This window comes from Catenuloplanes niger (genome assembly GCF_031458255.1).
Taxonomy (GTDB): Bacteria; Actinomycetota; Actinomycetes; order Mycobacteriales; family Micromonosporaceae; genus Catenuloplanes; species Catenuloplanes niger.
Genome location: NZ_JAVDYC010000001.1, coordinates 2,599,838 through 2,620,864, shown reverse-complemented (window position 1 = coordinate 2,620,864; position 21,027 = coordinate 2,599,838). Strand labels below are relative to the sequence as shown.

The 21,027-nt window shown below is 73.0% G+C and carries 22 protein-coding genes; 19 read left to right on the top strand and 3 right to left on the bottom strand.

Annotated elements, in window-relative coordinates:
* Nucleotides 1–726 (bottom strand): class I SAM-dependent methyltransferase, encoded by a 726-nt coding sequence (locus J2S44_RS11360; protein WP_310411780.1) that lies wholly within the window; start codon nucleotides 724–726, stop codon nucleotides 1–3.
* Complete coding sequence (locus tag J2S44_RS11355) at nucleotides 726–1,793, bottom strand: glucose-1-phosphate thymidylyltransferase (protein WP_310411778.1); 1,068 nt, start codon at nucleotides 1,791–1,793, stop codon at nucleotides 726–728. Before J2S44_RS11355 ends, J2S44_RS11360 begins: the two co-directional genes overlap by 1 nt.
* A 147-nt stretch (nucleotides 1,794–1,940) precedes the next feature.
* Here J2S44_RS11355 and J2S44_RS11350 point away from each other — a divergent pair, with 147 nt between their 5' ends.
* The 12 genes from J2S44_RS11350 to J2S44_RS11295 all read left to right on the top strand — a co-directional run bounded on the left by J2S44_RS11350 (nucleotide 1,941) and on the right by J2S44_RS11295 (nucleotide 14,640).
* Nucleotides 1,941–2,675 (top strand): TIGR03936 family radical SAM-associated protein, encoded by a 735-nt coding sequence (locus J2S44_RS11350; RefSeq protein WP_310411775.1) that lies wholly within the window; start codon nucleotides 1,941–1,943, stop codon nucleotides 2,673–2,675.
* 1,193 nt (nucleotides 2,676–3,868) lie between these two features.
* A complete protein-coding gene (locus J2S44_RS11345; protein ID WP_445343970.1) occupies nucleotides 3,869–6,982 on the top strand; it encodes an Rne/Rng family ribonuclease in 3,114 nt (1,037 codons plus the stop codon).
* A 145-nt stretch (nucleotides 6,983–7,127) separates the two neighbouring features.
* On the top strand, nucleotides 7,128–7,700 hold the full coding sequence (locus J2S44_RS11340) for a hypothetical protein (protein WP_310411770.1): 573 nt from the start codon (nucleotides 7,128–7,130) through the stop codon (nucleotides 7,698–7,700).
* Nucleotides 7,701–7,907: 207 nt separating this feature from the next.
* Nucleotides 7,908–8,225, top strand: coding sequence for a 50S ribosomal protein L21 (gene rplU / locus J2S44_RS11335; protein WP_310411767.1), 318 nt, complete (start codon nucleotides 7,908–7,910; stop codon nucleotides 8,223–8,225).
* Nucleotides 8,226–8,238: 13 nt separating this feature from the next.
* On the top strand, nucleotides 8,239–8,496 hold the full coding sequence (gene rpmA, locus J2S44_RS11330) for a 50S ribosomal protein L27 (RefSeq protein WP_310411765.1): 258 nt from the start codon (nucleotides 8,239–8,241) through the stop codon (nucleotides 8,494–8,496).
* 171 nt (nucleotides 8,497–8,667) lie between these two features.
* Nucleotides 8,668–10,158 carry a GTPase ObgE gene (gene obgE, locus J2S44_RS11325; RefSeq protein ID WP_310411763.1) on the top strand — a complete coding sequence of 497 codons (1,491 nt, stop codon included), beginning with the start codon at nucleotides 8,668–8,670 and terminating at the stop codon, nucleotides 10,156–10,158.
* 64 nt (nucleotides 10,159–10,222) lie between these two features.
* Nucleotides 10,223–10,660, top strand: a complete 438-nt coding sequence (locus J2S44_RS11320) for a GNAT family N-acetyltransferase (protein ID WP_310411760.1) — start codon at nucleotides 10,223–10,225, stop codon at nucleotides 10,658–10,660.
* A 78-nt stretch (nucleotides 10,661–10,738) separates the two neighbouring features.
* Complete coding sequence (locus J2S44_RS11315; RefSeq protein ID WP_310411757.1) at nucleotides 10,739–11,140, top strand: hypothetical protein; 402 nt, start codon at nucleotides 10,739–10,741, stop codon at nucleotides 11,138–11,140.
* A 450-nt stretch (nucleotides 11,141–11,590) separates the two neighbouring features.
* On the top strand, nucleotides 11,591–12,796 hold the full coding sequence (locus J2S44_RS11310) for an IS110 family RNA-guided transposase (RefSeq protein ID WP_310411753.1): 1,206 nt from the start codon (nucleotides 11,591–11,593) through the stop codon (nucleotides 12,794–12,796).
* Nucleotides 12,797–13,092: 296 nt separating this feature from the next.
* Nucleotides 13,093–13,356: a hypothetical protein gene (locus J2S44_RS11305; protein WP_310411750.1), complete on the top strand. Its 264-nt coding sequence runs from the start codon at nucleotides 13,093–13,095 to the stop codon at nucleotides 13,354–13,356.
* A complete protein-coding gene (locus J2S44_RS11300; RefSeq protein WP_310411747.1) occupies nucleotides 13,353–13,886 on the top strand; it encodes a hypothetical protein in 534 nt (177 codons plus the stop codon). Before J2S44_RS11305 ends, J2S44_RS11300 begins: the two co-directional genes overlap by 4 nt.
* 154 nt (nucleotides 13,887–14,040) lie before the next feature.
* On the top strand, nucleotides 14,041–14,640 hold the full coding sequence (locus J2S44_RS11295; protein WP_310411743.1) for a cellulose binding domain-containing protein: 600 nt from the start codon (nucleotides 14,041–14,043) through the stop codon (nucleotides 14,638–14,640).
* 6 nt (nucleotides 14,641–14,646) lie between these two features.
* On the opposite strand, the gene J2S44_RS11290 is transcribed toward J2S44_RS11295, so the two are convergent.
* The gene (locus J2S44_RS11290) at nucleotides 14,647–14,874 is read right to left on the bottom strand and encodes a DUF397 domain-containing protein (protein ID WP_033340074.1); all 228 of its coding nucleotides are present in this window, start codon (nucleotides 14,872–14,874) and stop codon (nucleotides 14,647–14,649) included.
* 131 nt (nucleotides 14,875–15,005) lie between these two features.
* Here J2S44_RS11290 and pepN point away from each other — a divergent pair, with 131 nt between their 5' ends.
* The 7 genes from pepN (at nucleotide 15,006) to J2S44_RS11255 (ending at nucleotide 21,006) form a co-directional block, all read left to right on the top strand.
* On the top strand, nucleotides 15,006–17,519 hold the full coding sequence (gene pepN, locus J2S44_RS11285; protein ID WP_310411741.1) for an aminopeptidase N: 2,514 nt from the start codon (nucleotides 15,006–15,008) through the stop codon (nucleotides 17,517–17,519).
* Between the two features lie 120 nt (nucleotides 17,520–17,639).
* The gene (gene nadD, locus J2S44_RS11280) at nucleotides 17,640–18,236 is read left to right on the top strand and encodes a nicotinate-nucleotide adenylyltransferase (RefSeq protein WP_310411738.1); all 597 of its coding nucleotides are present in this window, start codon (nucleotides 17,640–17,642) and stop codon (nucleotides 18,234–18,236) included.
* Between the two features lie 102 nt (nucleotides 18,237–18,338).
* On the top strand, nucleotides 18,339–18,743 hold the full coding sequence (rsfS, locus tag J2S44_RS11275) for a ribosome silencing factor (RefSeq protein ID WP_307239516.1): 405 nt from the start codon (nucleotides 18,339–18,341) through the stop codon (nucleotides 18,741–18,743).
* Nucleotides 18,740–19,369 carry a histidine phosphatase family protein gene (locus J2S44_RS11270; protein WP_310411735.1) on the top strand — a complete coding sequence of 210 codons (630 nt, stop codon included), beginning with the start codon at nucleotides 18,740–18,742 and terminating at the stop codon, nucleotides 19,367–19,369. Before rsfS ends, J2S44_RS11270 begins: the two co-directional genes overlap by 4 nt.
* A gap of 37 nt (nucleotides 19,370–19,406) precedes the next feature.
* Nucleotides 19,407–19,862, top strand: a complete 456-nt coding sequence (locus J2S44_RS11265) for a hypothetical protein (protein ID WP_310411732.1) — start codon at nucleotides 19,407–19,409, stop codon at nucleotides 19,860–19,862.
* 29 nt (nucleotides 19,863–19,891) lie between these two features.
* A complete protein-coding gene (locus J2S44_RS11260; RefSeq protein WP_310411729.1) occupies nucleotides 19,892–20,713 on the top strand; it encodes a DegV family protein in 822 nt (273 codons plus the stop codon).
* A gap of 50 nt (nucleotides 20,714–20,763) precedes the next feature.
* A complete protein-coding gene (locus J2S44_RS11255) occupies nucleotides 20,764–21,006 on the top strand; it encodes a hypothetical protein (protein ID WP_310411726.1) in 243 nt (80 codons plus the stop codon).
* Nucleotides 21,007–21,027 lie beyond the last annotated feature (21 nt).

Below are 21,027 nucleotides of genomic sequence, written 5' to 3'. Positions count from 1 at the left end.
TCAGGGTTTGTGCGCGCGGAGGACGAGCGAGACGCCGGGGAGACGGCCGACCGGGAGGCCGCGTTCGAGCCGGACGATGCCGCCGAGCAGCGCGTTGAGCACCGGATGGACGGCCGTCACGTCGTGTCGCAGCGCCGCCTCGGACGACGGCCGGACGCTCGCGGTGCGGCGGAGCGCGACGGCCGGGCGGAGCAGCACGTTCCAGCTCCGGAGCGCGTCGACGCGCAGACCCGCGCCGGTGATCAGCGCGGTCAGGCCGGCCCGGTGGTAGCGCCGGACGTGCCCGCTGAGTTCATCGAAGACCGACCACAAACGCATATCGGCCGGTACGGCGATGAGCGCGGTCCCGCCGGGGCGCAGCACGCGATGGATCTCGGCGGCCGCGCGGTCGTCCTCCTCGATGTGTTCCAGCACGTCGAACGCGACGAGCAGGTCCCGGCTCGCCGAATCGACCGGCAGGTCGCGCGCGTCCGCCTGGATCGCGTCGAGACCGCGGGCGCGCGCGATCTCGACGCCCTCCGGCAGGAACTCGGTGGCCAGCACCTGATAGCCGAAGTCGCGCATGACCAGGCAGTTCCCGCCGCCGGCCGCGCCGATCTCGATGGCTCGGCGGCCGGGGCCGGCCGGCAGCCGCCGCAGTTCCCGGGCCAGCAGCGCGCGGCGTTCGCGGTACCACCAGTGGCGGTCCTCGACCGCGGTGGTGTCCCGGATGTCGGCGCCGCGCATCAGGCCCGCAGCCGGACGGTGCTGTGGTCGCCGACGATCAGCTGGTGGGCCGCGGGCGTGCGCGGCGCGGGCAGCACCCGGGCGTCCCGGCCGATGATCGATTCACCGATCCGGGAGACGCCGCGGATCGACGCGTTGTCGAAGACGATCGAGTACTCGATCTCCGCGTCCTCCAGCATGCAGTTGTCCGCGATCGAGGTGAACGGGCCCACGTACGAGCGGACGATCTTGGTGCCGGTGCCGATCACGATGGGCCCGCGCAGCACCGAGTCCTCGACCACCGCGCCGGCCTCCAGCACCACACGCCCGATGATCTCGGTCCGGCCGTCGACCGTGCCGTCCAGCCGCGGCTCCGCCGACTCCAGCACCATCCGGTTGCACTCCAGGATGTCCCGTGCCCGCCCGGTGTCCTTCCAGTAGCCGCTGACCAGGTGCGAGTGCACCCGGTGGCCGTGCGCGATCAGCCACTGCACCGCGTCGGTGATCTCCAGCTCGCCGCGCGCGGACGGGCCGATCTCGCGCACCGCCCGGTGGATCGCGGGGCTGAACAGGTAGACGCCGACGATCGCCAGGTCGCTCTCCGGCTCGGCCGGCTTCTCGGTCAGCCCGACGATCTCACCGCTGCGGCCGAGCGTGGCCACGCCGTACGAGCGCGGGTCGTCCACGGCCGCGAGCAGGATCTGCGCCTCGTAGTCGCCGGCCCGGAACGACGAGACCAGCTCCTGGACGCCGCCCAGCAGGAAGTTGTCGCCGAGGTACATGACGAAGTCGTCGTCGCCGAGGAAGTCCCGCGCGATCAGCACGCAGTGGGCCAGCCCGCGCGGCGCGTCCTGGGGGATATAGGTGATCCGCAGCCCGAACCGGGATCCGTCGCCCAGCGCGGCCCGAACCTCCGCGCCCGTCTCCCCGGTGATCACCCCGACCTCGGTGATGCCCGCCTCGCGCATCGCCTCCAGCCCGTAGAAGATCACCGGCTTGTTCGCGACCGGGAACAACTGCTTCGCGGAGGTGTGTGTGAGCGGCCGCAGCCGGGTACCCCGCCCACCGGCCAGCATCAGAGCCTTCATGTCCGGTGTAACGGCCTGCGTAGGCGGATGGCGACGGCGAGTCGCATCGGCGGGACGGGTACGGGAAGATGGGCGGGACCCACCAGAGGACAAAGGAGCACCACGATTCCTCCGAAGCCACAGCCAGAGGGGGGCCAGGCGCCCGTTGTGCAGCGGATTCGTCTCCGCTATGCCAAGCGCGGCCCGCTCCGGTTCACCTCGCACCGGGACTTCGCGCGCGCGTTCGAGCGGGCTCTGCGCCGCGCGGGCATCCCCATCGCGTTCTCCCAGGGGTTCACCCCCCACCCCAAGATTTCGTACGCGTCCGCGGCGCCGACCGGTGTGGCCAGCGAAGCGGAGTACCTGGAGATCGGCCTGCAGACCCGTACCGACCCGGAGACGGTCCGCGCCGCGCTGGACGCCGCGCTCTCACCCGGCCTGGACGTGCTGGAGGCGGTCGAGGCCGGCCCCGGCAGCCTCGCCGACCGGATCGACGCCTCGCACTGGCGGATCGAGCTGCCCGGGATCACCCCGGAGGTGCTCGACCGGGCGGTCACGGCGTTCCGCGACGCGCCGGACGTGAGTGTCGAACGCCTCACCAAACAGGGGAGGCGCCAGCTCGACGCACGTACGCCGGTCACCCGCATCGAGGTCAAATCGGAGGGGGACGCACCTTCCGGGGTCGAGGCTGCACCGTGTGCGATACTGGACCTTGTCGTGCGGCAGGTCACCCCGTCCGTGCGACCCGATGACGTCCTGTCCGGCCTCCGCGTGGTGGCCGACCTGGAGCCGCCGGTGCCGCCGAGGGCGACACGGCTGGCGCAGGGCACGCTGACCGCGCAGGGGGAGATCGTCGACCCGCTGGCAGCGGACCGCGACGGGGCAACCATCGGTGGGAGCTGACCGGGCTTTCCGGCCAGCACTCGTCGGCAGACTTCGGTATTTCGCGCTTCTCGGTCTTCCCAGCCATCACTGACGGCGGCGGGACGGCCGCGCGGCGCGTCACCGGAACACCTTTGCGGCGACCCTGCGTGGCAGCGCTCACCCGCGCCCGGGGCCGCCAGAACTGGAGAACGCCCATGCTCGAGCACGAGCCAGAGGGCGGTGAGCGGACCGGTTCCACGCCGGCCGAGGACACCGTCGACAGCACTACCTCCGATGCTTCGGCATCTGCGGACAATTCGGGCATCCAGGAGCCGGAGCGACCGGTTCCGGTGGACACCCCCGCCCCGGCCGGCACCGCCGCCGAGGTGCTCGGCGAAACCACGCCGATCCAGGCCGTCGCGGACGTCGACGCCGCGACCGGCCCGGCGGCCGGTGACGGCGTGGCGCTCGGTGACGTGCCGGCCGACGACGAGATCGCACCCGCGGTCGAGGAGTCCGTGCCGGTCGAGTCGCTCGCGGCCGGGCCGGACGAGGAGTTCGACGAGGCCGGAGCGGTGGGCGAGGGCGTGCCGGTCGACGCCGGCCCGGCGCCGATCGAGGCGGCTCCCGTCGCCGGCGGCGAGCCCGCCGTGCACCCGGAGCCCGCGGCGGCGGACGCGGCGGTGGCGAGTGCCGCGGCCGACGTGCCGGCGGCGTCACCGTCGGTGGCCTCGTCGTCCGTGGCCTCGTCGTCCGTGGCCGATTCGGGCGCGGGCGAGTCTGCCGGTGCGGCCGCTGAGCCCGGTGCCACTGCCGAGCCCGGTGCTGCCGTGGAGCTCGACGCCACCGGGGAGCTCGGTGTGAACGCGGTGGGCGGGTCCGGCGTGAGCGCGGACGCGGATGCCGCCGCTCAGACCGATGCCGCCGCTCAGGATGACGTCACTGCTCGCGATGACGTCGCCGTGAGCGCCGCGGATGACTCGGTGGCCGGGGACGCTGCCGGTGCCGGTGCCGCCGTGTCCGAGCCGGGTGTGATCGCGCCCGAGACCGTCGCGGTCGTTGCCGCCGGTGTCGGTGCCGTCGCCGCCGGTGCCGCCGGAGCGCGTGGTGCTGACGCGGCCGAGACCGCATCCCCGACGAATGCCGCCGACGCCACGCACGCGGCTGACACCGCGGACCCGGCCGGCGCGGCGAACCCGGCCGACACCGCGGCGGCGGCGGAGGCCCCGGCCGTGCCGGTCAAGGCGGCCCGCACGCGCACCCGGACCCGCAAGGCCGCCGCGCCCGTCGCTGAGGGCGAGACCGGCGAGGACGCGCCCGCCGCACCCGCGCGCCGCACCCGGACCCGCAAGGCCGCTGCCCCGGCGCTCGCCGCCGAGCCGGCCGCGGAGTCGCCGGCCGACGCCGGGACGCCCGCGGACGCGGTCGGTGCGGAGTCGCACCCCGAGACGCAGGCCGGCGTGAACCCGGAGATCAGCCCGGTGCCGATCGCGCTGGAGGCGGACGAGGCCCCGGCCGCGCCGGTCAAGGCGACCCGCACGCGCACCCGGACCCGCAAGGCCGCGGCCCCGGCCGCCGAGAGCGCGCCGCAGGAGCAGCTGCCGATCGTGGTGGTCCCGCTGGACGACGAGATCGAGGACGAGTCCGGCGCCGCCACCCCGGTCGCCGCGCCTGTGGAGCCGGCCGAGGAGGAGCCGCGCACCCGGCGCCGCCGCGCCGCGATGCCGCCGCCGGTGCTGTTCATGGCGCCCGAGCCGGAGCCGGTCGTGCCGGTCACCCGCCGGGCCGAGCCGCCGGCCGCCGCGCTGGTCGCGCCGGCCGAGGCCGTGACCGTGCCGGAGCCGGCCATGGCGGACGACGAGCCGGAGCCGATCGAGACCGGCCGTCGCCGGCGCCGCCGCCGTGGCGCGGTCGCCGACGTGGTGGAGCCGGACGAGGACGAGATCGCCGACGTCCGCGGCCGGGGCATCGACGGTGCCCTGGAGGAGCCGGACGAGACCGCGGACGACGTCGAGGACGAGCTGGACGCGGAGTCGGACGACGACGAGGCCGCCGGTCGCCGGCGCCGCCGCCGTGGCCGCCGTGGCCGTGGTCGTGGCCGGGGCACCTCGGACGACGAGGTCGGCGACGAGGACCAGCCGGAGGGCGAGGCCGACGCGCCCGTCGCCGAGTCCGAGGACGACGAGGAGGAGGACGGCGGCGAGCCGATGACCCGCCGTCGCCGCCGGCGCCGTCGCAAGGGCTCCGGTGACACGGACGAGGCCGAGGAGGCCGGCGTCCACACGGTCGTGCGCATCCGCGAGCCGCGCGCCGTCGCCGACGAGGTGCAGGGCGTCTCCGGCTCGACCCGGCTCGAGGCGAAGCGCCAGCGTCGCCGCGACGGCCGTGAGCAGCGCCGGACCCGGCCGCCGATCCTGTCGGAGTCGGAGTTCCTGGCCCGCCGCGAGGCCGTCGACCGGACGATGGTGGTCCGGCAGACCAGCGACCGTACGCAGATCGCGGTGCTGGAGGACGGCATCCTGGTCGAGCACTACGTCAGCCGCGGCTCCTCCGGGACCATGGCCGGCAACGTGTACCTCGGCAAGGTGCAGAACGTGCTGCCCAGCATGGAGGCGGCGTTCGTCGACATCGGGCGCGGCCGCAACGCCGTGCTCTACGCCGGCGAGGTCAACTGGGACGCGACCGGCCTGGAGGGGCGCGCCCGCTCGATCGAGCAGGCGCTGCGCTCCGGCGACTCGGTGCTGGTGCAGGTGACCAAGGACCCGATCGGGCACAAGGGCGCGCGGCTGACCAGCCACATCGCGCTCTCCGGCCGGCACCTGGTCTACGTGCCGCACGGCAATGCGTCCGGGATCAGCCGCAAGCTGCCGGACAACGAGCGCAAGCGGCTCCGTGACGTGCTGAAGAAGCTGGTGCCGGACGGTGCGGGCGTGATCGTGCGGACCGCGGCCGAGGGCGCCAGCGAGGACGAGCTGGCCCGCGACGTCAAGCGGCTGCAGGCGCAGTGGGAGGACATCCAGGCGCGGGCCGCCGAGGGTGGCGCGCCGGTCGCGCTCTACGAGGAGCCCGACCTGCTGGTCCGGGTGGTCCGCGACCTGTTCAACGAGGACTTCCGCGAGGTCCTGGTGCAGGGCGAGGACGCCTACGACATGGTGGAGGACTACCTCACCCACGTCTCGCCGGACCTGGTCGACCGGCTGCACCGCTACACCGGCGTCGGCGACATCTTCAGCGAGAAGCGGATCGACGAGCAGATCCTCAAGGGCCTGGACCGCAAGGTCTTCCTCCCGTCCGGCGGTCACCTGGTGATCGACCGGACCGAGGCGATGACCGTGGTCGACGTCAACACCGGCAAGTACACCGGCGCGGGCGGCAACCTCGAGGAGACCGTCACCCGGAACAACCTGGAGGCGGCCGAGGAGATCGTGCGCCAGCTGCGGCTGCGCGACCTCGGTGGCATCGTGGTCATCGACTTCATCGACATGGTGCTGGAGAGCAACCGCGAGCTGGTGCTGCGCCGGCTGACCGAGTGCCTGGGCCGGGACCGGACCAAGCACCAGGTCACCGAGATCACCTCGCTCGGCCTGGTGCAGATGACGCGCAAGCGGATCGGTGCGGGCCTGCTGGAGGCGTTCAGCGAGACCTGTGACCACTGCAAGGGCCGCGGCCTGGTCATCCACACCGAGCCGGTCAGCGACAGGAAGAACGGCAACAACGGTCACGGCCACGGCGCGGGCGACCGGGTGAAGGCGGTGGCCTCGGCCGCCGCGCCGCCCCGGCAGGAGTCCGCGCGGTCCGAACGGTCGGAGCGGTCCGAGCGGTCCGAGCGGTCGGAGAGCCGGTCGGAGGGCCGTTCCGAGGGCCGTCGCCGGGGCCGGAAGGCGGCCGAGCTGGTGGTGGCCGAGTCCGCGACCGCGCAGGCCGTGCTGGCCGAGCCGGAGACCCGGCCGGAGCTCGAGATCGCGCCGGAGCCGGAGCCGATCGCGCCGGAGTCGATCGTGCCGGAGCCGGTGGCGCCCTCCGCGGAGCCGGTCGCGCCCTCGCCGGAGCCGGTCTCGCCGGCCCCCGTCGTGTCCGGCGGGATCACCGGGATCCTTCAGCAGGCGGCCCCCGCGCCGTCGCTGTCGGCGTACGAGGCCGCCAGCTACGACGACACCATGGGCTACGACCTCTCGCGGTACGAGAGCTCCGGCTACGACGAGGACGACGAGGCCGACGACGGCGAGTCGGCCCGGCTCGCCGGTGCGGAGGATCCGGACGCGCTCGGCGACGACGATGACGCCGAGGGCGGCCCCGGCGGCCGTCGGCGGCCCCGGCGGGGCACCCGCCGGCGTACCCGTCCCTGAGCTGCCCTTTGCGTGATCGAGGCGTCCCCCGTGCCGTTCCGGCGGCCCGGGGGACGCCTCCGTTCGTGCGGGTGTGACCCGAGCGGGGAGCGTGGGTTCGAGTTAGGGTCGACGGCGGTCGACGGCCCCAACCCAGGAGCACCCCATGACCCGCCCCCGGTCCATCTCCCGTTCCGCCGCCGCGGCGTTCGCGCTGGCCGCCGCGTTGCTGTGCACCACCGCGTGCTCGTCCGACGAGGAGGAGCCGGCGGGCGCCCCGCCGTCCGCGGCCGCGTCCGTGCCCGGTGCCGCGTCCGGTCCCGCCACCACCGCCACCGGCCCGGCCGCCTCGGCGCCCGCGACCGGTGCGGCCTCCGGCACCGTGCCGATCCCGCAGGGCACCGGCCCGGCCGGCGGCAACGCGCAGCAGGTCTGCGACACGGTGACGAAGGACAGCTCGACCGCCGTGATGGAGTACGTCGGGCAGCTCTCCAAGCTCGCCCAGGCCGGCCCGGAGACCGCGGAGGGCCGCGCGGCGCAGACCGCGGCGGAGAAGGCGCTGGACGGCTGGGAGACGTCGCTGCGCACGCAGGCGGGCGCGGCCACGGACGCCCGGCTGAAGGCGGTGCTGACCAACATGGCGGCTCAGGTGAGCACGATGACCGCGGACCTGAACGCGATCGGCGGCGGCCAGGTGGAGCAGCTGCAGGCCATGCTCGACGAGCTCTGCGGCGGCTGACGCACCCGAGTTGGGAGGTCAGGGGGTCATGGCGTACTCTTGCCTTTGGCGCACCTTCGTGCGCCGCGTTCGCGTGCGCCATCTGGAGTTCAACTCGCGGTCTGGAGTTCGACTCGTGGACAGGCTCGGCGCGAGCACCGAACCATCCGCCAGCGGTTGCGTTGTGACTTTGCGCGCCGCTTGTCAACGACAGGGAGTCCGCGTCTCATGTACGCGATCGTCAAGACCGGCGGCAAGCAGTACAAGGTCGCCGAGGGCGACGTGATCGAGGTCGAGAAGCTCGTGGGTGAGCCCGGCGACGCGGTGAAGCTCGCGGCGCTGCTCCTCGTTGACGGCGATGACCTGGTGACCGACGCGGCGCAGCTTGCCAAGGTTTCGGTGTCCGGCGAGATCGCCGAGCACACCAAGGGCCCGAAGATCCGGATCCACAAGTTCAAGAACAAGACCGGCTACCACAAGCGTCAGGGGCACCGTCAGCCGCTGACGAAGATCAAGGTGACCGGCATCGACAGCGGCAAGAAGTAGGGGCGGCTAGCTCATGGCTCACAAAAAGGGTGCTTCCAGCTCGCGCAACGGTCGCGATTCCGCAGCTCAGCGGCTGGGTGTCAAGCGCTTCGGTGGTCAGGTCGTGAAGGCCGGCGAGATCCTGGTCCGCCAGCGCGGCACCAAGTTCCACCCGGGTGACCTGGTTGGCCGTGGCGGCGACGACACGCTGTTCGCGCTGGCCCACGGGTCGGTCCAGTTCGGCAACTCGCGTGGCCGCAAGACGGTCAGCATCGTGCCGGTCGAGGCCTGATCCTCGGTCTTTCGAAGCGGGCTGGGGCTGTGTGCCCCGGCCCGCTTTGTGTTTTTGCTAGCACAAGATATGCGTACGAACCGGAATGAACCGGCGTCGTGCACTCTTGAGTTACCCGGGCGCGCCTCTCGGCGTACCCCCGGATGGGTTTGATCTTTTAAGGGGCTGGAAGTGGCAACGTTTGTCGACCGCGTGGTGCTGCACCTGCAGGCGGGGAACGGCGGCCACGGCTGCGTGTCGGTCCTCCGGGAGAAGTTCAAGCCGCTCGGCGGCCCGGACGGCGGCGACGGCGGGCACGGCGGCAGCGTGAAGCTGGTCGTCGACCCGCAGGTGCACACGCTGCTGGACTTCCACTTCCGGCCGCACATCAAGGCGCAGAACGGCGCGGGTGGGGCCGGCGGCAACCGGGACGGCGCCAAGGGTCGCGACCTGGTGCTGAAGGTCCCGGACGGCACGGTCGTGCTGACGCCCGAGGGCGAGGTGCTGGCCGACCTGATCGGCGCGGACGCGAGCTTCGACGCGGCGCGCGGCGGTCGGGGCGGGCGCGGCAACGCGTCGCTGGCCAACTCGCGGCGCAAGGTGCCGGGCTTCGCCGAGCTGGGCGAGCCGGGCGACGTGCTCGACGTGGTGCTGGAGCTGAAGAGCGTCGCGGACGTGGGCCTGGTGGGATTCCCCTCGGCCGGTAAGTCCTCGCTGATCTCGGTGGTCTCCGCGGCCAAGCCGAAGATCGCGGACTACCCGTTCACCACGCTGGTGCCGAACCTGGGCGTGGTGCAGGCGGGCGAGAAGACGTTCACCATGGCGGACGTGCCGGGCCTGATCCCGGGCGCGGCCACCGGCAAGGGCCTCGGCCTGGAGTTCCTCCGGCACATCGAGCGCTGCGCCGTGCTCGCGCACGTGATCGACTGCGCCGCGCTGGAGACCGAGCGCGACCCGCTCAGCGACATCGAGACGCTGGAGGCGGAGCTCGCGGCGTACGGCGGCCTGGAGGACCGGCCGCGCGTGGTGGTGCTCAACAAGATTGACATTCCGGACGCGCGGGACCTCGCGGAGATCGTCCGGCCGGATCTGGAGGCGCGCGGCTACACCGTGTTCGAGGTGAGCACCGCCACTCGCGAGGGCCTGCGGGAGCTGACCTTCGCGCTGTCGAAGCTCGTCGACGAGAACCGGCTCGCGGTCGCGCCGGCCGAGCCGTCCCGGATCGTGATCCGGCCGGTCGCGGTGGACGACAGCGGCTTCACGGTCACCCGCGAGCACGAGGCCGACCCGGAGAACGACGAGCCGGCGCACTGGGTGCTGCGCGGCCCCCGGCCGGAGCGCTGGGTGCGGCAGACGAACTTCGACAACGACGAGGCGGTCGGCTACCTCGCGGACCGGCTCGACCGGCTCGGAGTGGAGGACGCGCTGGCCAAGGCCGGTGCCGAGCCGGGCGACGTGGTGCGCATCAGCACCTGGGAGTTCGAGTGGCATCCGGACGCCGGGGAGTACCTGGCCGGCCCGCGCGGCACCGACATCCGCCTGGAGGAGAAGAACCACCGGCCCACCGCGGCGGACCGGCTGGCGGCGCGGAAGGCGCGGCGGCAGCACACGGTCATCCCGGAGGAGTCCGCGTGGATCGCGACGCTCCAGTCCGAGAAGGCCGTCGAGGACCAGTGGTCGTGATCACCACGGCTCCGGGCCATTTCTCCGAAACCTCGTAGAAAACGGGCGTGACTAACCTCGGTTCATGTTGATTGAGCCCCGGACCGCCACCGACCCCGAGCTCCACGCACTCATCCTTGAGCAGCAGCGTGAGCTCGCCTCGGTGGCGGTCGCGGTCCGTCCGGTGCGGACGGGCGCGTCGTACCTGGTGGGGATCGTCAACGGGCACGCGGTCGCGTGCGGCGCGGTGGTCACGCTCGACCCGGACACGGCCGAGATCAAGCGGATGTACGTCCGGCCGGGGTTCCGCGGCCAGGGCTTCTCCCGGGCGATCCTGGCGGAGCTGGAGGAGCTGGCCGCCCGCGCCGGTTACCGCGTGGTGCGCCTGGAGACCGGCGGTTACCTGCCGGTGGCGATGTCGCTCTACCGGAGTGCCGGCTACGAACCGATCGGGTCGTACGGGGACTATCTGGGCGCCCCGCACAGCGTCTGCTTCGAGAAGCGCCTGCCCGTTCTAGCCTGATATTTCGGACACGGTGGTCTGATTCGCGCGCTATCGGGGGATGGCGACGGCCGCCCCGCGGTGAAACGATGGTCGACTATGGACGAGGCGCGCCTGGACACGCCGGCGGCGATCGACGAGCACCTGACACGCGTGCTCACCCGCGCCGACCGGGCGCGGTACGGCGTGCGTTTCGTGCTCTGCGACCGGGACAACCGGGTGCGGGTGCACCGCCCGGTCGACGAGCCCCCGCCGTTCGCGGACGGTGACGGCCCGCGCGGCACCGTCGCCGCCTTCGCCGCCTCGCTCACCCGCGAGCCGCCCGGCGGCGGCGTGCTGGTGGTGCTGACCCGCCCCGGGTCCGGCGCCGTGAGCGCCTCCGACCGCGCCTGGTTCCACGCGACGTACGAGGTGTGCCGCGCCGCCCGGGTCCGCGTGCTCGGCGTCTACCTGGTGACCCCGGCCGACCTGCGTGAGATCCTGCTCGACGACGCGCTGTAGCGCGCGTCCGGCGGACCGCGCCCCGCTCCGCCACGTCCCGGTCCGCTCCGCCGCACCGCGCTCCGCCGCACCGCGCTCCGCCGCACCGCGCTCCGCCGCACCGCGCTCCGCCGCACCGCGCTCCGCCGCACCGCGCTCCGCCGCACCGTGGTCTGCCTGCACCGTGATCTGTCGCACCGTGCTCCGCCGCGCTCCGGTGGGCTTCCCCGTTACCTTTTTGATCAACCCCTTCGGGGTTGTTTGGTCGCTCGGCTCGGTATGGCTCTTTCCCCCTGTCGTACGCATGATCCGGGGGGTGTTGCCGCCGGGTCGGGTGGCGTCGACGGACCGCTGAATAGGGACCCGGCCGCCCCGCTTGCTGGGGTTGGTCTCTTCGTAACGTGGGTGCCGGCAGTTCGACGCCCGACCGCGACTGGACCCCGGTTGACCTGCGGTGATGGAAGGCATGCGGTGCACAACGAGTACGACGTGTTCCTCGGGCTCGACGTCGGCAAGAGCGACCACCACGCGGTCGCCCTCGGCCGGGACGGAAAGCGGCTGCACGATGCGCCGCTGCCGAACACCGAGAAACGTCTGAAGACCCTGTTCACCAAACTCGCCCGGCACGGCCGGGTCCTGGTCGTCGTCGATCAGCCCGCCTCGATCGGCGCCCTGCCCGTCGCGGTCGCCCGCGCCACCGGCTGCCAGGTCGCCTACCTGCCCGGACTCGCGATGCGCCGCCTCGCCGACCTCCACCCCGGCACGGCCAAGACCGACGCCAGAGACGCCTACGTCATCGCCGACGCCGCCCGCACCCTGCCCCACACCCTGCGCCGCGTCGACACCGGCGACGAGACCCTCGCCGAGCTGGAGGTCCTGATCGGCTACGACGACGACCTGGCCGGCGAGGCCACCCGGATCAGCAACCGCATCCGCGGCCTGCTCACCCAGATCCACCCGCCACTGGAACGCATCCTCGGCCCCAAAGTCACCCACCCAGCGGTGCTGGAACTGCTGTCCCGTTGCGGCGGCCCCGCTGGGCTGCGCACGACCGGCCGGCGCGACCTCACCTCGATCGTCGCCCCGAAGGCGCCACGGATGGGAGCCCGGCTCATCGAGCAGGTCCTGGCCGCGCTGGACGAGCAGACCGTCACCGTCCCCGGCACCACCGCCGCCGAGACCGTCCTGCCCCGACTCGCCGACAGCCTCCGGCAGGCCATGCAGCAGCGTGACCAGGTCGCGGACGAGGTCGAACGGATGCTTGATGCCCACCCTCTCGCCGAGGTCCTGACCTCGATGCCCGGCATCGGCGTCAGGACCGACGCCCGGATACTCCTCGAAGTCGGCGACGCCACCGCGTTCAAGACCGCAGGGCACCTCGCCGCCTACGCCGGGCTCGCGCCCGTGACGCGGCGTTCCGGCAGCTCGATCCGCGGCGAACACCCGCCGAAATCCGGGAACAAGCAGCTCAAACGCGCGTTCTTCCTCGCCGCGTTCGCGTCGCTGTCCCACCCACCATCCAGGGCCTACTACGACCGCAAACGCGCTGAGGGCAAGAAACACAACGCCGCCATCATCTGCCTCGCCCGCCGCCGCGCCGACGTCCTCCACGCCATGCTCCGCACCAAAACCCCGTACCAGCCCAAAACAACCAAGGAATCTGCCCCTGAGGCTTGACGAAAACCATAGGGACACCCCCCGGGTGCCGCCGCGCCGGAGCCGGTGCCGTCGTGTGCCGCCCGGCGGGCGGGCGGCCGTGGCGCGCCGCGCCCGGCCGGGGCCGGTAAGGGGGGCCAGGGCCGGTGCGGGTGTGCTGGCCCCGGTCGGTGGCTCCTCCGGAAGGGGCGGGGGTGGGTGGAGGGTGATGCGTGCCGGGGGCGGGAGACGCGCCCGGCCCGGCCGGTCACCACGGGGTGCGGCCGGGAGCCGATCGCGACGAGGCGGGCAGCACACCCGCCGGAGGGAGGCACACGGTGAACGTCACGGAGACGCATCCGAGTCCTGGCATCGAGGCCGCGCTGCACGCGTGCCGCGACGCCGGGCTGGTGACGATCCGGGCCGGGCAGGGGCCGCTCTGGGGGTGGGTCGAGTGCGCGACCGGCGCCCGGCGGATCTCGGTCCCGGTCCGGGCGGAGGATCCGGCCCGGCAGGGCACCCGGCTCATGATCTTCCTGGACAACCACGTCGCGCACCGGCCACGCACCCGCCCGGGGCGGCGCGGACGGGGTGGCCGATGATCCCGGTCTTCCAGTTCCGGATGGTGGTGGACACGCCGCCCACCGTCGCGCAGGCCGTCGCGCTGGTCGGCCTCCCGGACACGCCCGGCGTCGAGGTCGCACCGGAGGAGCAGGTGGGCGTGGTGTGGTTCGACCGGGCGGCGCCACGGCTCGCCACCGCGATCGTCTCGGCCACGCACGACCTGGAGCGGGTCGGGCTGCGGCCGATCCGGGTGGAGACGCGCGACCCGGTGACGATCCCGGAGGCGGCGGCCCGGCTGGCCCGGCCGGAGGAGTGGTTCCGCGCCTGGCTGACCGGTACGTTCGGTGAGCCGGGCGCGCCGATGCCGGTGTCGATGCGGCCGGCCGGGCGGGAGCGGTTCTTCAGCTGGGACGACATCGAGGTCTGGACGCGTGAGCGGCTCGATCCGGCCCTGCCGGACGGTCCGCCGGTGCTGACCGCGGCCGCGCTGGTGCTGCGCCTGCGCCGGGTCGGCCGCGGCGTGGACGGGTTGCCGGAACTGCTCGACCTGGTCGGCGTCCGGTCGTGAGCCCGCTCACGTGACCGTCCACGATCGAGCGTGGATTCGGTCAATCCGGTACGCGCCATGTTCATCCGGGCAACGATCCGGCTAATCTCACTCGGTCGTGACGGAACACGTGGATGGGGAGCGTATGCCGGCGAGGCACGGTGGGCGGCGGTCGGTGCCGGTCGAGCGGGACCGGGGCCCGGTGCCGTGGGTGCCGGTGCTGGCCGTGTCCGGGGTGGCGATCGGCCTGCTGGCCGCCGCGCTGACGCTGGTGCCGTTCGACGCCGCACAGCAGGCCGCGGCGCCCGGTGTCGACACCGCGCAGACCTCCGACCCGGGGCCGGAGACGCCGGAGCTGTCCCGGGTGCCGGGCCACGGTGCCCCCACGCCGAGCGGCGTGGGGGAGAGGTCACTGATCGCGGGCGCGGAGGCGTCGGGCCGGCAGCGGACCGACGCGATCGGCACCTTCCGGGTGCTGCACTCCTACGGCGACTCGTTCATCGGCGAGGTGCTGATAACCAACCCCACCACGGGTGTACGGCACTGGTCGCTGCAGATCGCGTTCGAGGACAACGTGGGCGAGCTGCGCACGTTCTGGGTGGAGTCGGCACCGCAGGCCACGATGAGCCGGGACGGGTCGCTCTACACGTTCATCAGCACCGTGCCGTTGAGCGCGGGCGCGTCCGTCTCGCTCCGGCTGCACCTCGAGCGCACGGGTACGGACGCGCCACCCCGGCTCTGCCAGGTCAACGGCGGGGTCTGCGGCGTCGCCTGACCGACGTCACTCCAGGTCGAACTCGCCGTCCTTGGCACCCTCGACGAAGGCGTCCCACTCGGCCTGGGTGAACACCAGGACGGGCCCGTCCGGGTCGGCGCCGTTGCGCATGCCGATCAGGTCGTCGACGAAGGCGACCTCGACGGAGCTACCGTCGCCGCCCTCGCCGGGCCCGGCCGACTGCCACACCGCGCGGGAGAGGTCGAAGTCGCCCTTGGGATGCGGCGTGGTCATGAGGACTCCCTGGTGGATGCGGTCGAGAAACGGGGGGAGCGACGGCGCGGGCGAACCAGTGCGCCACGTCACATCGCGGGATACAGGTTACCCGGGGTTGCCGCCGGGGCCGGAACGGGGAGGATGGTCCGATGCGCAGCCTGACTCGTGCGGAGGCCGTGGAACGCGCCGCACTGCTGACCGTCGACGGCTATGAGATCCACCTCGACCTCACGGGTGGTCCGGAGCTGTTCCGATCGAGCACCACGATCCGTTTCCGCGCGTCCGCGCCCGGACCGACGTTCGCGGAGGTCAAGCCGCACCGGCTGATCTCCGCCCGGCTCAACGGCACCGACCTGGACGTGTCCACGCTGGACGGCAACCGGCTGCCGCTGAGCGCGCTGCTCACCGGCGACGCGGAGAACGTGCTGGTGGTCGACGCGGAGATGGCGTACACCAACACCGGTGACGGACTGCACCGGTTCGTGGACCCGGCGGACGGCGAGGTGTACCTCTACGGCGCGTCCTTCCTGGACGAGTCGGAGAAGGTCTTCGCCTCGTTCGACCAGCCCGACCTGAAGGCGCCGTTCACGCTGAGCGTGCGCGCGCCCGAGGGGTGGCTCGTCGCGGCGAACGGTGCGGAGGCCGCTCGCGAGGACGGGCTCTGGTCGTTCGCCCGCACGCAGCCGCTGGCCACCTACTTCTTCACGCTGATCGCCGGGCCGTACCACCTGGTCAGCGGCGAGCACGACGGCATCCCGCTGGGGCTCTACTGCCGTCGCTCGCTCGCCGGCGACCTGGACAAGGACGCGGCCGCGATCCTGGACGTCACCGCGCGCTGCCTGGACCGGTTCCACGAGCTGTTCGAGGTGCGGTACCCGTTCGGCAAGTACGACCAGGCGTTCGTGCCGGAGTTCAACGCCGGTGCGATGGAGAACCCGGGCCTGGTCACGTTCCGCGACGACTACGTGTTCCGGTCCGCGGTGACCGACAGCGAGCACGAGCTGCGGGCCACCGTGATCGCGCACGAGATGGCGCACATGTGGTTCGGTGACCTGGTCACCATGCGCTGGTGGGACGACCTCTGGCTGAACGAGTCGTTCGCCGAGCACATGGGCTACCGGGTGATCGCGGAGGTGACCGACCGGAAGACCTGGACCACGTTCGGCATGCGGCGCAAGGCCTGGGGTTACGCGGCCGACCAGCGCCCGTCCACGCACCCGGTCGCGCCGGCCGAGCTGGAGGACTCCGCGCTCGCGCTGCTCAACTTCGACGGCATCTCGTACGCGAAGGGCGCGTCCGTGCTGCGCCAGCTGGTCGCGTTCCTCGGCGACGAGGCGTTCCTGACCGGCCTGCGGGACTACTTCCGGGCGCACGCGTTCGGCAACGCCACGCTCGCCGACCTGCTGGACGCGCTGAGCCGGTCGAGCGGCCGGGACCTGACCGGCTGGGCCGACCTGTGGCTGCGCACGGCCCAGGTCAACACGCTCACCCCGGAGATCACGCCCGGGCCGGACGGTACGTGGGCCGAGGTCGCGGTCCGGCAGACCGCGCCGGAGAGCCACCCGACGCTGCGGCCGCACCGGATCCGGATCGGGCTCTACGACCGGGCCGGCGCCGAGGTGGTCTGCCGGGACCGGTTCGAGGTCGACCTGACGCCGGAGGCGGACGGCGGGCGGACCGTGCTGGACCGGCTCGCCGGCCAGCGCACGGCCGACCTGCTGCTGCTCAACGACGGTGACCTCACCTACGCGAAGGTGCGGCTGGACGACGCGTCCGTGGCCGCGGTGCCGCTGGTGCTGCCCGGCATCGAGGACTCGCTGACCCGCGCGGTGATCTGGGGCTCGATGATCGACGCCGTGCAGGACGCGGACCGCCCGGTCGCGGACCTGGTCTCGCTGGTGCTCGCGGCGCTGCCGGTCGAGCGCGAGGTGATCATCGTGGAGGACGTGCTGCTGCTCACCGGCCGGCTGGTCGACCGGTACCTGGACGGCGCGGCCCGGGAGGACGCGCTGCTGCTGATCGCGACCGCGGCCGACCGGCTGCTGGCCGCCGCGCCGGCCGGTCAGTCGCTGCAGCTGGCCGCGGCCCGCTCGTTGATCGCCACCACGCGGGACACGGCGCGGCTGCGCGGCTGGCTGGCCGGCGAGGGCGTGCCGGAGGGGCTGGCGGTCGACGCGGACCTGCGCTGGCGGCTGCTGGCCGCTCTGGTGGTGCTCGGCGAGGCTGGGCCCGCCGAGATCGAGGCGGAGTCCGCGCGGGACCGCAGCGCGGCCGGCGAGCTGTGGGCCGGCACGTGCCGGGCCGCGCTGCCCGACCCGGAGGCGAAGGAGCGGGCCTGGCAGCGGCTCTACACGGACGAGACGCTGTCCAACCGCTCGCTGGTCGCGTACGCGCAGGGTTTCTGGCAGCCGGAGCAGAGCGAGCTGACCGCGCCGTTCGTCGCGCGGTACTTCGCGGAGATCCCGGCGGCGGCGCGGGCCCGGTCCGGATGGTCGGCGGAGCGACTGGCCGCGCTGACCTTCCCGGTGTACGCGGTGTCGGCGGAGACCCGGGCGGCCGCGGCGCACCTGCTCGCGCGCGACGACCTGCATCCGGCGGTACGCCGCGCGGTCACCGACGCGGACGACGACATGCGCCGGGCGCTCCGGGCCCGAGGCCGGTAGCGCGGGAGTGCGGGCATCCGGGGGTGCGGTCGCCGGCCGTACCCTCGGGTGCGTTTGATTTTGATCTTGTTTTGGACGATGGATTGCCGGTCGGGGCTCGGGCGAGGGAAGATCACTGGCGTGGGTGAGCGTGGGCAGCGGATCGGCATCATGGGCGGCACGTTCGATCCGATTCACAACGGTCACCTGGTCGCGGCCAGTGAGGTCGCGGACCGGTTCGGGCTGGACGAGGTGGTCTTCGTCCCGACCGGGCAGCCCTGGCAGAAGGGGCGGCAGGCGGTCACGCCGGCCGAGGACCGGTACCTGATGACCGTGATCGCGACCGCGTCCAACCCGCGCTTCACGGTGAGCCGCGTCGACATCGACCGGCCGGGGCCGACCTACACCGTCGACACGCTGCGTGACCTGCGCGGGCTCTACGGGCCGGGCGCGGAGCTCTTCTTCATCACCGGCGCGGACGCGGTCGAGAAGATGCTCTCCTGGAAGGACGCGGAGCGCATGTTCGAACTGGCCCGGTTCGTCGGCGTCACCCGTCCGGGTTTCGAGCTGTCCAGCGCGCACCTGCCGGAGGACGCGGTCAGCCTGGTCGAGATCCCGGCGATGGCGATCTCCTCGACCGCCTGCCGCGCCCGCGTGGTGGCCGGGAAGCCGGTCTGGTACCTGGTGCCGGACGGTGTGGTGCAGTACATCGCCAAACGAGGGCTGTACGCTGGGTAGTTTGTCCCCCTGTGTCCGATCTGGGGATGAAGTGAGGAGACGATCGGTCCCCGGTTGTGAGACCCTGGAACGGTTGTTGCTGTACCCACGGAAGGAGCCCGGGTGACGGTACCCGAGCGAGCCCTCGAGCTGGCCCTTGCTGCCGCTCAAGCCGCCGCAGACAAGAAGGCCGAGGACGTCGTCGTGATCGACGTCGGCGACCAGCTCCCCATCACGGATGCCTTCGTGATCGCCTCCGCGCCCAACGAGCGCCAGGTGCTCGCGATCGTGGACGCCATCGAGGAGGAGCTGCTCAAGCTCCCGGAGAAGGCGAAGCCGATCCGTAAGGAGGGTGAGCGATCCGGTCGTTGGGTCCTGCTGGACTACAACGACATCATCGTGCACGTCCAGCACTCCGAGGAGCGCGAGTTCTACGCGCTCGACCGGCTGTGGAAGGACTGCCCGATCGTGCCGTTCGTCGACCGTGACCTGGTCGAGGCCGAGGCCGGCGCGGGTTCGGCGGCGTGACCCGGCTGATCATCTGGCGGCACGGCAACACCGACTGGAACGCGGAGGGTCGCGTCCAGGGCCAGACCGACGTGCCGCTGAACGATCTCGGCCGGTCCCAGGCGGCCACGGCCGCGCCGCTGCTGGCGGGCCTGGAGCCGGCCGCGATCTACTCCAGTGACCTGCGGCGTGCCCGGCACACCGCGGACGCACTGGCCGCGCTGACCGGGCTGCCGGTGGCGGAGGACGCGCGCCTTCGTGAGCGGCACTACGGCCTGTTCCAGGGCCTGACCAACCCGGAGATCGCGGAGCGGTTCCCGGCGGAGTTCGCGCGCTGGAACGGCGGGAACCCGGACGTCGGGGCCGAGGTGGAACGCAACGACGAGGTCGGCAAGCGGGTCGGCGAGGCGCTGCGCGAGATCGCCGACCGGCATCCCGGCAAGGTCGTCGTGGTCGCCACCCACGGCGGTGCCGCCCGGCAGGGCTTCGGCGACGTGCTGGCCTGGCCGGCGGACGTGATGGCGGCCATCCGGCCGCTGCAGAACTGTCACTGGACCGAACTGGCCGACACCCCGCACCGGGGCTGGCAGCTGCGTGCGCACAACGTGGGCCCGTGGCCGGAGAAGGCGATCCCGGCTCCGGTCTGAGCGGAACCCGGCGCCGGCCGGTAGCGTCCTAGCCATCATGACCATGCGCCGGTTCTTCCTCGTGTCCGTCGTCGTCGCCGGTCTTGCGGTGACCGCCTGCGCGTCGCCCGCGTCCGAGCCCGAGGTCCCGGCCGCACCGGCCGCGCCCTCGTCCGCAGCGGTCGCGCCGCCCGCCACCGTGTCGCCGCCGGTCACGGTCACGCCGTCGCCGGACCCGCTGCTGCCGTCGGATCCCGGCATCCCGCTGCCCGACATGTCCGGTAAGCCGGACAAGCCGCTGGAGATCACGGTGACCGGGCAGGTCACGGCCGGTGTCGAGCCGGGCTGCCGGCTCATCTCCGACGGCCGCACGTCCTACCTGCTGCTCGGCGGCGACGTGAACGTGGCCAAGGTCGGTGCGCGGGTGACGGTCACCGGCACACTCGGCGAGAACGTCATGAGCACCTGCCAGCAGGGCACGCCGCTGCAGGTGAAATCCGTGCGAGCGGGCTGATCCCGCCCGGATGCGTTACCGTGCCCGGCATGTCAGTCGCGGTCGTCACGGACTCCACGGCGTACCTGCCGGACACGGGCGGGCTCACGGTCGTCCCGCTGCACGTCGTGGTCGGCGACCGTGAGCTGCCCGAGGTGCCGGGGCTGAGTTCCGCCGAGCTGTCCCGCATGCTGCGGGACCGGCGGGTGCCGGTCACCACGTCGAGGCCGGCGCCGGAGCGCTTCGCCGAGGCGTACCGGCGGCTGCTCGACGGCGGCGCCACCGGCGTCGTCTCCGTGCACCTCTCCGCCCGGCTCTCCGGCACGGTCGAGGCCGCCCAGCTGGCCGCGGCGCCGTTCGGCGACGCGGTCCGCGTGATCGACTCCCGGTCCGCCGGGATGGCCACCGGGTTTGCCGCGCTCGCGGCCGCCGCCTGCACCGACCTGGACGAGGCGGCCAAGGCCGCGCAGACCGCGGTCGAGCGCACCACATCGCTGTTCTACGTGGACACGCTGGACTTCCTGCGGCGGGGCGGCCGGATCGGCGCCGCGTCCGCGCTGGTCGGGACCGCGCTGTCGGTCAAGCCGATCCTGCGCGTCACGGACGGCGCGATCGTCGTGCGGGACAAGGTGCGCACGGCCGGCCGCGCGCTCGCCCGGCTCGCGGACCTGACCGTGGAGGCGGCCGGCGACGGCGACGTGGACCTCGCGGTGCACCATCTGGCCGCGCCGGACCGCGCCGCCGAGCTGCTCGCCCGCGTCGCCGAGCGGCTCGGGCCGAAGCTGCGGGAACGGCACCTCACGGAGATCGGCGCGGTGGTCGGCGCACACCTGGGGCCGGGCGCGATCTGCGCGGTGATTCACCGGCGGTGATTTGCGGGATTTCGCGGCATCTGCAACCGCGGGACGTGAGCATGGTTCCCATGACGGGCGACGAACACTACCGCGTGGCGGAGAAGCTGCTGGGCCGCGCGGGCTACGAGGCCGACCGGACCGCGTGGGTGACCCAGGCGAAGCCCGGCGACGAGGGCAACCCGGCGCACCTCCAGGCGAACGCGAACCACATCGCGGCCGCGCACGTGCACGCGATGCTCGCGCTCGCCGCCTCGAACAACCCCTCGTACGGCGAGGTGCTGATCCCGGACGTACCGCCGAACCCGAACTAGCGACGGTGCCGGTCGGCGGCG

Coding starts and splice junctions, on each gene's coding strand:
- J2S44_RS11360 (WP_310411780.1), bottom strand. CDS start 726: ATGCGCGGCGCCGACATCCGGGACACCACCGCGGTCGAGGACCGCCAC.
- J2S44_RS11355 (WP_310411778.1), bottom strand. CDS start 1,793: ATGAAGGCTCTGATGCTGGCCGGTGGGCGGGGTACCCGGCTGCGGCCG.
- J2S44_RS11340 (WP_310411770.1), top strand. CDS start 7,128: ATGACCCGCCCCCGGTCCATCTCCCGTTCCGCCGCCGCGGCGTTCGCG.
- rplU (WP_310411767.1), top strand. CDS start 7,908: ATGTACGCGATCGTCAAGACCGGCGGCAAGCAGTACAAGGTCGCCGAG.
- rpmA (WP_310411765.1), top strand. CDS start 8,239: ATGGCTCACAAAAAGGGTGCTTCCAGCTCGCGCAACGGTCGCGATTCC.
- J2S44_RS11320 (WP_310411760.1), top strand. CDS start 10,223: ATGTTGATTGAGCCCCGGACCGCCACCGACCCCGAGCTCCACGCACTC.
- J2S44_RS11315 (WP_310411757.1), top strand. CDS start 10,739: ATGGACGAGGCGCGCCTGGACACGCCGGCGGCGATCGACGAGCACCTG.
- J2S44_RS11300 (WP_310411747.1), top strand. CDS start 13,353: ATGATCCCGGTCTTCCAGTTCCGGATGGTGGTGGACACGCCGCCCACC.
- J2S44_RS11290 (WP_033340074.1), bottom strand. CDS start 14,874: ATGACCACGCCGCATCCCAAGGGCGACTTCGACCTCTCCCGCGCGGTG.
- pepN (WP_310411741.1), top strand. CDS start 15,006: ATGCGCAGCCTGACTCGTGCGGAGGCCGTGGAACGCGCCGCACTGCTG.
- J2S44_RS11265 (WP_310411732.1), top strand. CDS start 19,407: ATGACCATGCGCCGGTTCTTCCTCGTGTCCGTCGTCGTCGCCGGTCTT.
- J2S44_RS11260 (WP_310411729.1), top strand. CDS start 19,892: ATGTCAGTCGCGGTCGTCACGGACTCCACGGCGTACCTGCCGGACACG.
- J2S44_RS11255 (WP_310411726.1), top strand. CDS start 20,764: ATGACGGGCGACGAACACTACCGCGTGGCGGAGAAGCTGCTGGGCCGC.